Annotated in this window: 10 protein-coding genes and 1 pseudogene; all 11 read left to right on the forward strand. The window is 69.5% G+C overall.

What is annotated here, in order from left to right:
* The first annotated feature begins 181 nt into the window (after positions 1-181).
* Entirely contained in the window at positions 182-1,174 is a 993-nt protein-coding gene (locus H3O04_RS29720; protein ID WP_202589032.1) for a CheR family methyltransferase, read from the forward strand.
* Positions 1,171-1,914 carry a chemoreceptor glutamine deamidase CheD gene (gene cheD, locus H3O04_RS29725; protein ID WP_053524856.1) on the forward strand — a complete coding sequence of 248 codons (744 nt, stop codon included), beginning with the start codon at positions 1,171-1,173 and terminating at the stop codon, positions 1,912-1,914. Before H3O04_RS29720 ends, cheD begins: the two co-directional genes overlap by 4 nt.
* The gene (locus H3O04_RS29730; RefSeq protein ID WP_027810841.1) at positions 1,911-3,002 is read left to right on the forward strand and encodes a protein-glutamate methylesterase/protein-glutamine glutaminase; all 1,092 of its coding nucleotides are present in this window, start codon (positions 1,911-1,913) and stop codon (positions 3,000-3,002) included. The genes cheD and H3O04_RS29730 overlap by 4 nt, the downstream gene beginning before the upstream one ends.
* A gap of 67 nt (positions 3,003-3,069) precedes the next feature.
* Positions 3,070-3,465: a chemotaxis response regulator CheY gene (cheY, locus tag H3O04_RS29735; protein WP_006754880.1), complete on the forward strand. Its 396-nt coding sequence runs from the start codon at positions 3,070-3,072 to the stop codon at positions 3,463-3,465.
* A gap of 2 nt (positions 3,466-3,467) precedes the next feature.
* A complete protein-coding gene (gene cheZ / locus H3O04_RS29740) occupies positions 3,468-4,199 on the forward strand; it encodes a protein phosphatase CheZ (RefSeq protein ID WP_006477357.1) in 732 nt (243 codons plus the stop codon).
* A 273-nt stretch (positions 4,200-4,472) separates the two neighbouring features.
* On the forward strand, positions 4,473-4,976 hold the full coding sequence (locus H3O04_RS29745; RefSeq protein ID WP_011546708.1) for a DUF2844 domain-containing protein: 504 nt from the start codon (positions 4,473-4,475) through the stop codon (positions 4,974-4,976).
* Positions 4,977-4,992: 16 nt separating this feature from the next.
* Positions 4,993-6,243, forward strand: a complete 1,251-nt coding sequence (locus tag H3O04_RS29750; protein WP_011546707.1) for a DUF3443 family protein — start codon at positions 4,993-4,995, stop codon at positions 6,241-6,243.
* A gap of 162 nt (positions 6,244-6,405) precedes the next feature.
* Positions 6,406-6,903, forward strand: coding sequence for a VOC family protein (locus H3O04_RS29755; RefSeq protein WP_011546706.1), 498 nt, complete (start codon positions 6,406-6,408; stop codon positions 6,901-6,903).
* A gap of 396 nt (positions 6,904-7,299) precedes the next feature.
* Positions 7,300-8,499, forward strand: coding sequence for a flagellar biosynthesis protein FlhB (gene flhB, locus H3O04_RS29760; protein WP_011546705.1), 1,200 nt, complete (start codon positions 7,300-7,302; stop codon positions 8,497-8,499).
* A complete protein-coding gene (flhA, locus tag H3O04_RS29765) occupies positions 8,496-10,598 on the forward strand; it encodes a flagellar biosynthesis protein FlhA (RefSeq protein ID WP_006477362.1) in 2,103 nt (700 codons plus the stop codon). The genes flhB and flhA overlap by 4 nt, the downstream gene beginning before the upstream one ends.
* Positions 10,595-10,944 (forward strand): annotated as a pseudogene (flhF, locus tag H3O04_RS29770) (flagellar biosynthesis protein FlhF); the annotation flags it as partial. The gene flhA and the pseudogene flhF, both read left to right, overlap by 4 nt.

Consider the following 10,944-nt stretch of genomic DNA (forward strand, 5'->3'; position numbering starts at 1 on the left):
GGCCGTAGCCGCCCGTGGCGGTACCGCCGCGGGCGGCTACGGCCCGCGTCTCGCGAAGACGGCCGCCGCGGCGGACAAGCCGGCCGCGAAGCCCGCGCTCGTGCGCCCGGCGCTGAACGGCGAGAAGCCGGCGCTGGCCGCCGCCGGCGCGTCGGACGACGACTGGGAGACCTTCTAAGCCATGTCGCACGCGCGCGCGCCGTTTCGACCCGATGCACCGGATGCCTCGCCTCGCGCGGGCGAGCCGGGGCGCGACTTCGCGTTCACCGGCGCGGATTTCGCACGCATCCGCGCGCTGATCCATCAACGCGCGGGCATCTCGCTGTCCGAGCACAAGCGCGACATGGCCTACAGCCGTCTCGCGCGGCGGCTGCGGGCGCGCGGCCTCGACACGTTCCGCGACTACCTCGACCTGCTCGAGCAGGAAGACGATCCGCTCGAGTGGGAAGCGTTCACCAACGCGCTGACGACCAACCTGACCGCGTTTTTCCGCGAGTCGCACCATTTCCCGATCCTGTCGGAATTCGTGAAATCGCGGCCGGCGCCGGTGTCGGTCTGGTGCTCGGCGGCGTCGACCGGCGAGGAGCCGTACTCGATCGCGATCACGCTGATCGAGGCGCTCGGCGACACGGCCGCGCGCAACGCGTCGATCCTCGCGACCGATCTCGACACGCAGGTGCTCGCGAAGGCCGAAGCCGGCATCTATACGTACGACCAGGTCAAGCACCTGTCGCCGGAGCGGCTCAAGCGCTTCTTCCTGAAGGGCACGGGCGCGCAGGCCGGCCGCGTGAAGGTGCGCCCCGAGCTGCGCGCGATGATCCGTTTCGAGCAGTTGAACCTGACCGATGCGGACTACGGGATCGCGAAACCGTTCGACGCGATCTTCTGCCGCAACGTGATGATCTATTTCGACAAGCCGACGCAGGGGCAGGTGCTGTCGCGCTTCGAGCCGCTCGTGAAGCCGGGCGGGCTGCTGTTCGCCGGCCATTCGGAGAACTTCACGTACGTGACGCAGGCGTTCCGGCTGCGCGGGCAGACGGTGTACGAACTGACGCGCGACGCCGCGCAGGGCGCGCGGCCGCGCGGCGCACCGACGAGCGCGGCGGCCGCGATGCCGGCGGTCGGGCGCGCGCGGGCCGCGGGCGGCGCGCCGGCCTATGGAGAGCGCGGATGAGCGCCCTGCCGATCGCGACCAATCGCTACTTCGACAACCACTTCGAGCGCCCCGGCGTGAAGCTGTTGCCGAACGAGTTCTACACGACCGCCGAGGACATGGTGCTGATGACCGTGCTCGGCTCGTGCGTCGCCGCGTGCCTGCACGACCCGTACGCGGGCATCGGCGGGATGAATCACTTCATGCTGCCGGACGACGGCGCCGATCCGGGCGCGGCCGCGTCGGAATCGATGCGCTACGGCGCGTATGCGATGGAAGTGCTGATCAACGAGCTGATCAAGGCCGGCGGGCGCCGCGAGCGCTTCGAGGCGAAGGTGTTCGGCGGCGCGGCCGTGCTGGCCGGGATGACGACGATCAACATCGGCGATCGCAACGCGGATTTCGTGCGCCGCTATCTCGCGCTCGAGCGCATCCGCATCACCGCGGAAGACCTGCAGGGCGTGCATCCGCGCAAGGTCGCGTTCATGCCGCACAGCGGGCGCGCGATGGTGAAGAAGCTGCGGCTGCAGGTGCCGGGGGTGACCGAGCGCGAAGCCGCGCTCGCGCGCGAGGCCGATCGCCTCCGCGCCGCACGGACCCGCGCGCAGGTCGAGCTGTTCGCCGCGAAGCGGCCTGCCGCGCCGCAACCGGCGCGCCCGCGCATCGAGCTGTTCGGCGGGCGCGGCACGGCGCCGGGCGCCGGGAGCCCGGCCGCGGGGAGCCCGTACGCCGCGAACCTATCAAGAAAGCAGGAGGCCTGACCGCAGTGCAGAAGATCAAAGTGTTGTGCGTCGACGATTCGGCGCTGATCCGCAGCCTGATGACCGAGATCATCAACAGCCAGCCCGACATGACGGTGGTCGCGACCGCGCCCGATCCGCTCGTCGCGCGCGAGCTCATCAAGCAGCACAACCCCGACGTGCTCACGCTCGACGTCGAAATGCCGCGCATGGACGGGCTCGACTTCCTCGAGAAGCTGATGCGCCTGCGGCCGATGCCGGTCGTGATGGTGTCGTCGCTGACCGAGCGCGGCTCGGAAATCACGCTGCGCGCGCTCGAACTCGGCGCGGTGGATTTCGTCACGAAGCCGCGCGTCGGGATTCGCGACGGGATGCTCGACTACGCGGAAAAGCTCGCCGACAAGATCCGCGCGGCGTCGCGCGCGCGTGTGCGCCAGGCGCCGCAGCCGCAGGCCGCCGCGCGCTCGGCGGACAGCGCCGCGGCCGCGCCGATGATCAACAACCCGCTCGTCAGTACCGAGAAGCTGATCATCATCGGCGCGTCGACGGGCGGCACCGAGGCGATCCGCGAAGTGCTGACGCCGCTGCCGCCGGATGCGCCGGCCGTGCTGATCGCGCAGCACATGCCGCCCGGCTTCACGAAATCGTTCGCGCAGCGGCTGAACGGCCTGTGCCGGATCGCGGTGAAGGAAGCCGAGCACGGCGAACGCGTGCTGCCGGGCCATGCGTACATCGCGCCGGGCCATGCGCACCTGTTGCTCGCGAGAAGCGGCGCGAACTATATTGCGCAACTGTCGGACGAGCCGCCGGTGAACCGGCACCGCCCGTCGGTCGACGTGCTGTTCCGCTCGGCGGCGACGCACGCGGGCAAGAACGCGATCGGCGTGATCCTCACCGGGATGGGCCGCGACGGCGCGGCCGGCCTGCTGGAAATGAAACGCGCGGGCGCTCACACGTTCGCGCAGGACGAAGCGAGCTGTATCGTGTTCGGGATGCCGCGCGAGGCGATCGCGCTCGGCGGCGCGGACGAGGTCGCACCGCTCGCCGACATGAGCCGCCGCGTGATGGCGCGCCTGGCGACGATGGGCGACCGCGTGCAGCGCGTGTGAATGGAATGTCACGGGGCGCGTGCCACGATACGCGCCTCGACGGAAACGAATCTGGAAAGGAACGACGATGGACAAGAGCATGAAAATCCTGGTGGTGGACGATTTCCCGACGATGCGCCGGATCGTCCGCAACCTGCTCAAGGAACTGGGCTACACGAACGTCGATGAGGCGGAGGACGGCGCGGCCGGCCTCGCGCGGCTGCGCGGCGGCGGCTTCGACTTCGTGATCTCGGACTGGAACATGCCGAACCTCGACGGCCTCGCGATGCTGAAGGAAATCCGCGCGGACGCGACGCTCACGCACCTGCCGGTGCTGATGGTCACGGCCGAGTCGAAGAAGGAGAACATCATCGCGGCCGCCCAGGCCGGCGCGAGCGGCTACGTCGTGAAACCGTTCACGGCCGCGACGCTCGACGAGAAGCTGAACAAGATCATCGACAAGATGGCCAAGGCCGGGAGCTGAACGTGAACGAGCCGATCCATGCGGCGCTCGCCGGCGCGGCGATCAACGCCGACGGCCATGCCGAAGGCGCCGATTACGCGAGCGACCGGATCCTCGCGCGCATCGGCCACGTCACGCGCACGCTGCGCGATTCGATGCGCGAGCTCGGGCTCGACAAGCATGTCGAGCGCGCGGCGGAAGCCGTGCCCGATGCGCGCGACCGGCTGCGCTACGTCGCGACGATGACCGAACAGGCCGCCGAGCGCGTGCTGAATGCGATCGAGATCGCGAAGCCGGTGCAGGAGCGTATCCAGAACGAAGCCGAGGCGCTCGACGCGCGCTGGGCGCAGTGGTATGCCGCGCCGATCGAGCACGCGGAAGTGCGCGAGCTGATGGACGATACGCGCACGTTCCTGCGCACGCTGCCCGAGTCGACGTCGGCGACCCGCGCGCAACTGCTCGAGATCATGCTCGCGCAGGATTTCCAGGATCTGACCGGGCAGGTGATCAAGAAGATCATGGACATGGTCTACCTGATCGAGCAGCAGCTCCTCACCGTGCTCGTCGAGAACATCGCGCCGGAGCGGCGCGAGCAGTTCGCGGCCACCGCGGCCGCGCTGGCGGCCGAGCAGATGAGCGCGACCGGCAGCCCCGAATCGCTGCTGAACGGCCCGCAGATCGCGCCGGAAGGCAAATCCGACGTCGTTCAGGACCAGGGGCAGGTCGACGATCTGCTCGCGAGCCTCGGCTTCTGATCCTGCCGCGGCGCATCCGCGCGCCCGGTTGCCGGGCGCCCCGCCCCGCGGGGCCGCCGATGCGCGCATTCCCCTTTCCCGCCTCGTTCTCCCGCCCGCCGCGCTTGCGCGGCGCGGTGTCATCCCGCGTCGAATTGACACTTCGCCACACTCCGCAGGCATACTACGCGTCAGCAGCAACGTAGCGTCTCATTCGTAAGATTCATAAGTTGGCAGGCGGCGCGTGCCGACGGCGGCGCCGTCGGCAACGAAGCCAGTCCCTTGGGGGGGAACGTGAAGCTGAAACGCTTGGGCTGGACCGTCGCGCACGCGACGGCTGCAATGGGTGTGCTGTGGGCCGTCCACGCACATGCGGAACTGGGCGGCGCGCCGATGTCGCCGCCGGCGGACGATCAGGCCGCCACCGTGCGCGCGCTGCAGCGCGCCATGCGCTCGGCGGACGGCGCGCAGGCCAGCACGGCCGCCTATACCGTCCGCGAGATCACGCTCGGATCGGGCACCGTCATCCACGAATACACGTCGGCCGCCGGCAGCGTGTTCGGCCTCGCATGGCGCGGGCCGACGATGCCGGATCTCGCGTCGCTGCTCGGCAGCTATTTCCCGCAGTACACCGCCGGTGTCCAGGCGGCGCACCGTGCGCGCGGCTGGCGCGCGCCGGTGGCGGTCGAGACGAGCGGCCTCGTGATCCGGACGGGCGGCCACATGGGCGCCTTCTCCGGCCAGGCGTGGCTGCCGTCGGCGCTGCCCGCCGGCGTGGCCGGCACCGATATCCAGTGACAGCGGGAGAGCGATCTTGAGCATTCCTCGTACATTCAAGCGCTGGCTCGGCGTGCTGGGCCTCCTGGCCGCGACGGCCGTGCTCGTGACGGCATGCGGCGGCGGCGATGGCGGCGGCGGTTCGGGCAACGGCGGCAATGCCGGCAATACGGGCGGCAACGGCTCGGGCGGGTCCGACGGCAACAGCGGCAACACGGCCGTCGTCACGGTCGGCGCCGGCGCCGCGAACGTGATCAACATCCCGACCATCAGCCTGAAGATCTGCGTGCCGGGCACGTCGAACTGCCAGATCGTCAACAACGTGCTCGTCGATACCGCGTCCTACGGGCTGCGGCTCGTCGGCAGCGCGGTGGCGGGCGTGCACGACAGCCTGCCGCAGGTGACGAGCGGTGGCGCGCCGGTCGCCGAATGCGGCAAGTTCGTGTCGAGCTACACGTGGGGCTCGGTGCGCACCGTCGACCTGTCGATCGGCACCGAGCAGGCGAGCTCGCTGCCCGTGCAGATCATCGGCGACCTCGGCACGACCAACGTACCGAGTTCATGCACGAACGGCGGCGCGTCGGCCAACTCGACCGGCGCGCTCGGCGCGAACGGCATCCTCGGCATCGGGCCGGCGCCGTACGACTGCGGCACGACCTGCGCCACGTCGACGTCGACGAGCAACAACTACTACGCGTGCCCGAACGGCGACAACGCGCGCTGCACGGTCGCGCTCGTGCCGCTGGCGCAGCAGGTGGCGAATCCGGTGCATCGGTTCGCGAACAACGACGGGGTGAGCGTGCAGATGCCGGCCATCTCCGACAACGGGCAGGCAAGCGCGACCGGCACGCTGACGTTCGGCCTGCCGAACCTGGACGGCAAGACGGTGATGAGGTCGACCACGACCGGCGACGTCAGTGCGACGTTCCAGGGGCGCAGCGTGACCGCGTTCTTCGATACCGGCTCGAACGCGTATTTCTTCAACGATTCGACGTCGACGTCGCAACCGTGCACGCGGAATACGGAGTTCTACTGCCCGTCGGCGACGACCACCTATTCGGCCACGTTGAGCGGGCAGAACGGCGCGTCGGGCACCGTGTCGATGCCGGTCGCCAACGCCGATGCGCTGTTCTCGAACTCGTCCACGTTCGCGTTCAACGACATCGCGGGCCCGTTCGGCTCGTCCAGCTGGCTCGACATCGGCATGCCGCACTTCTACGGCAAGACGATCTACTTCGGGATGGACAAGACCGCGAGCGGCGGCCCGCAGCCGTTCGTCGCGTTCTGACGCGGCACGGCCGGACGCAGGAACGAGGGGGGCGAGCGATCGCCCCCTTTTTTTCGGCCCGGCGGCCTTGAGGCTACGGACCGGCGCGCTGCCGGGCGCCGGCGTAGCGTCTACGATGTAAGACCGGCACCGGTGCCGGCACGACATCGAGGAGACAGCGCCATGAACCCGCGTATCCAGCGCATCACGCCGTTCCTGTGGTTCGACCGCGACGCCGAGGCGGCGGCCGGTTTCTACGTATCGGTGTTCGACAACGCGCGCATCGTGCACGTCGCGCGCTACGGCAAGGCCGGCGCGCACGCGTCCGGCAACGCCGAGGGCGCGGTGATGACCGTGGCGTTCGAGCTCGACGGGCAGGCGTTCGTCGCGCTGAACGGCGGCCCCGTGTTCCAGATGACGCCGGCCGTGTCGTTCGTCGTCAACTGCCGCGACCAGGCCGAGATCGACCATTACTGGGCGCGCCTGTCCGAAGGCGGCGACGAGCGCGCGCAGCAATGCGGCTGGCTGCGCGACCGCTTCGGCGTGTCGTGGCAGGTCGTGCCCGTGCAGATGGCCGAGCTGATGACCGGCGACCCGGCCCGCGCCGAGCGCGTGATGGCGCAGGTGATGACGATGAAGAAGCTCGATCTCGGCGCGCTGCAGCGGGCGGCGGCCGGCTAGGGTCAGCGCAAGCCCGTTGTCGGCGTGAACAGGCCCGAGGCCGCTTCGGTCGGTCGGGCCGCTCAAGGCCGGCGGCCGGCCGTTTCGTTCCGATGCGCGACATCGTTGCGTCGAGGCCGATTTCCCGCCTTTCCCGGCCGCCGGTGCACCGTTCCCCCGCATCGCGCCGCCGCGGTCCCGCTGGCCGTCGCCGCTTCGCCGACGCGCCGGCCGCCCTGTTTTCCCGCCGCGCCGCGCGGCGTTCCGCCCCCGCTCCAGCCGCGTTCGCGGCGGTTCGCCCGATTCTCCGAAATACCCCCCTTTCCCGGCTTTGCTCGACCGATCGGCGTTTGACGCCTCCATGAATAATCGGTGTCACTGGAAAGCGGCATTCCGCCGTACCCGACTGGAGGCCCCGTGGCAGACGAGAGCGATCTCGACAAGACCGAAGCCGCCACTCCCAGGCGCCGCGAGAAGGCGCGCGAGGAGGGGCAGGTCGCGCGTTCGCGCGAACTGGCTTCGTTCGCGCTGCTCGCGGCGGGGTTCTACGGCGCATGGTTGCTCGCGGGCCCGTCGGGCGCGCATCTGCAGGCGATGCTGCGCGGCGCGTTCACGTTCGATCGCGCGACCGCGTTCGACACCCACCGGATGCTGTCGGCGGCCGGCAGCGCGAGCCTCGAAGGCTTCGCCGCGTTGCTGCCGCTCCTCGCGCTCACCGGCGTCGCCGCGCTGCTCGCGCCGATGGCGCTCGGCGGCTGGCTGATTTCGCAAAAGACGTTCGAGCTGAAGTTCGACCGCCTGAACCCGATCTCGGGCCTCGGCCGGATCTTCTCGATCCAGGGGCCGATCCAGCTCGGGATGTCGATCGCGAAGACGCTGGTCGTCGGCGGGATCGGCGGCATCGCGATCTGGCGCAGCAAGGACGAACTGCTCGGCCTCGCGACGCAGCCGCTCGGCGCCGCGCTGCCCGATGCGCTGCATCTGGTCGCCGTGTGCTGCGGCACGACGGTCGCCGGGATGCTGGTCGTCGCCGGGCTCGACGTGCCTTACCAACTCTGGCAGTACAACAAGAAGTTGCGCATGACGAAGGAAGAAGTGAAGCGCGAGCATCGCGAGAACGAAGGCGATCCGCACGTGAAGGGGCGGATTCGCCAGCAGCAGCGCGCGATCGCCCGCCGCCGGATGATGGCGGCCGTGCCGAAGGCCGACGTGGTCGTCACGAACCCGACGCACTTCGCGGTCGCGCTGCAATACACGGATGGCGAGATGCGCGCGCCGAAGGTCGTCGCGAAGGGCGTGAACCTCGTCGCCGCGCGCATCCGCGAACTCGCGGCCGAGCACAACGTGCCGCTGCTCGAAGCGCCGCCGCTCGCGCGTGCGCTGTATCACAACGTCGAACTCGAGCGCGAGATCCCCGGTTCGCTGTACTCGGCGGTCGCCGAAGTGCTCGCGTGGGTCTACCAGCTCAAGCGCTTCCGTTCGGAAGGCGGCGCGTTCCCGGCGATGCCGGTCGATCTCGACGTGCCGGCCGAACTCGACAAGGGCACGTCGGTCGCCGCCGACGACGAGCGTGAAGAAGCCGAGGACACCCTCGGCAAGCAAGGGAACGCAGCATGAGCACCCCGACCACCGGCCTGTTCGCGAAGCGCCCGAACGTGCTGGCAGGCACGAACCTGCGCGCGCTCGCGGGCCCGATCCTCATCTGCATGATCCTGGGGATGATGATCCTGCCGCTGCCGCCGATGCTGCTGGATCTGCTGTTCACCTTCAACATCGCGCTGTCGGTGATGGTGCTGCTCGTCAGCATGTACACGATGAAGCCGCTCGACTTCGCGGCGTTCCCGAGCGTGCTGCTGTTCTCGACGCTCCTGCGCCTGTCGCTGAACGTCGCGTCGACGCGCGTCGTGCTGCTCGAAGGCCACACCGGCCCCGACGCGGCCGGCCAGGTGATCGAGGCGTTCGGCCACTTCCTCGTGGGCGGCAACTTCGCGGTCGGCATCGTCGTGTTCGTGATCCTGATGATCATCAACTTCATGGTGATCACGAAGGGCGCGGGGCGGATCGCCGAAGTGTCCGCGCGCTTCACGCTCGACGCGATGCCCGGCAAGCAGATGGCGATCGACGCGGATCTCAACGCCGGCCTCATCAACGAGGAGCAGGCCCGCAAGCGCCGCCTCGCCGTGTCGCAGGAAGCCGAGTTCTACGGGTCGATGGACGGCGCATCGAAGTTCGTGCGCGGCGACGCGATCGCCGGCCTGATCATCATGGCGATCAACGTGATCGGCGGGCTGATCGTCGGGATGGTGCAGCACGACATGAGCTTCGCCGCGGCCGGCACCAACTACACGCTGCTGACGATCGGCGACGGCCTCGTCGCGCAGATCCCGTCGCTCGTGATCTCGACCGCGGCCGGCGTGATCGTGTCGCGCGTCGCGACCGACGAGGACATCGGCACGCAAATCACCGGCCAGCTGTTCACGAACCCGCGCGTGCTGAACATCACCGGCGCGATCATCGTGCTGATGGGGCTGATCCCGGGGATGCCGCACTTCGCGTTCCTCGCGCTCGGCGGCGGTGCGATCTGGCTGGCGCGCACCCAGACCAAGCGCGCGGCGGCGCGCAAGGCGGCCGGCGACGTGACCGACATCGCGCCGCCCGCGGTGCTGCCGGCCGACAGCCACGAAGCGACCTGGGACGACGTGCAGCTGATCGACCCGCTCGGCCTCGAAGTCGGCTACCGGCTGATCCCGCTGGTCGACAAGAACAGCGACGGCGAGCTGCTCAAGCGCATCAAGAGCATCCGCAAGAAATTCGCGCAGGAAATCGGCTTCCTGCCGCCGGTGATCCATATCCGCGACAACCTCGAACTGCGGCCGAACGCGTACCGGATCGCGCTGAAGGGCGTCGAGATCGGCGCGGGCGAAGTGTTCCCGGGCCAGTGGCTCGCGATCAACCCGGGCCAGGTGACGGCCGCGCTGCCGGGCGCCGTCACGCAGGACCCCGCGTTCGGGCTGCCGGCCGTGTGGATCGACGTCGCGCTGCGCGAGCAGGCGCAGGTGTACGGCTACACGGTGGTCGACGCGAGCACGGTGGTCGCGACGCACCTGAACCATCTCGTCGTCCAGCACGCGGCCGAGCTGCTCGGCCGCCAGGAAGTGCAGGCACTCGTCGAGCGTACCGGCAAGGACGCGCCGTCGCTCGTCGAGGACCTCGTGCCGAAGACGATCTCGCTCACCACGCTGCAGAAGGTGTTGCAGAACCTGCTCGAGGAAGGCGTGCCGATCCGCGACATGCGCACGATTCTCGAGGCCGTGTCCGAGCATGCGGGCCGCGGCGACGCGTTCGAGATCACGGCCGCGGTGCGGCTCTCGCTCGGCCGCGCGATCACGCAGCAGTGGTATCCGGGCAACGGCGAAATGCAGGTGATGGGCCTCGACGCGAACCTGGAGCGCGTGCTGTCGCAGGCGCTCGCCACCGGCGCGAACCCGGGCCTCGAGCCCGGCCTCGCGCACAACCTTCTGACCGGCACGCAGCAAGCGATGCTGCGTCAACAGAATCTCGGGCTGCCGCCGGTGCTGCTGGTGCAGCACGCGCTGCGCGCGATGCTCGCGCGCTTCCTGCGCCGCAGCCTGCCGCAATTGAAAGTGCTGTCGTATGCCGAAGTGCCGGACACACGCACGATCAAAGTCGTTAACGTCATCGGGGGTTCCGCTTGAACATTCGCAAATTCACCGGCGCAACGAGCCGCGACGCACTTCGTCTCGTGCGCGAGGCGCTCGGCGCCGACGCGGTCGTGCTGTCGAACCGCACGCTCGATGACGGCAGTGTCGAAATCGTTGCACTCGCCGATTCGGATCTCGCCGCGGTGGCGCCGCCGGCCGCGCGTCCGCGCGTCGCCCCGTCGCGCGTGCCGGAATCCGTGCCGGCCGCCGCCGTGCCGGGCATCGTGTCGCGCCCCGGCATCGCACCGCGCCCGGCCGTCAATCCGTATGCGGCGGGCGAAGGCGGGCTGCCGGACGTGTTCTCGTCCGTGTTCGGCGCGAGCGCCGACCCGCAAGAGGC

The sequence above is a fragment of the Burkholderia sp. KCJ3K979 genome, assembly GCF_016759955.1.
GTDB classification, from domain to species: Bacteria; Pseudomonadota; Gammaproteobacteria; order Burkholderiales; family Burkholderiaceae; genus Burkholderia; species Burkholderia orbicola.

Excerpts from the sequence above, each read along its gene's own strand:
- H3O04_RS29720 (WP_202589032.1), top strand. The coding sequence starts at position 182 with ATGTCGCACGCGCGCGCGCCGTTTCGACCCGATGCACCGGATGCCTCG.
- cheD (WP_053524856.1), top strand. The coding sequence starts at position 1,171 with ATGAGCGCCCTGCCGATCGCGACCAATCGCTACTTCGACAACCACTTC.
- cheY (WP_006754880.1), top strand. The coding sequence starts at position 3,070 with ATGGACAAGAGCATGAAAATCCTGGTGGTGGACGATTTCCCGACGATG.
- H3O04_RS29755 (WP_011546706.1), top strand. The coding sequence starts at position 6,406 with ATGAACCCGCGTATCCAGCGCATCACGCCGTTCCTGTGGTTCGACCGC.
- flhA (WP_006477362.1), top strand. The coding sequence starts at position 8,496 with ATGAGCACCCCGACCACCGGCCTGTTCGCGAAGCGCCCGAACGTGCTG.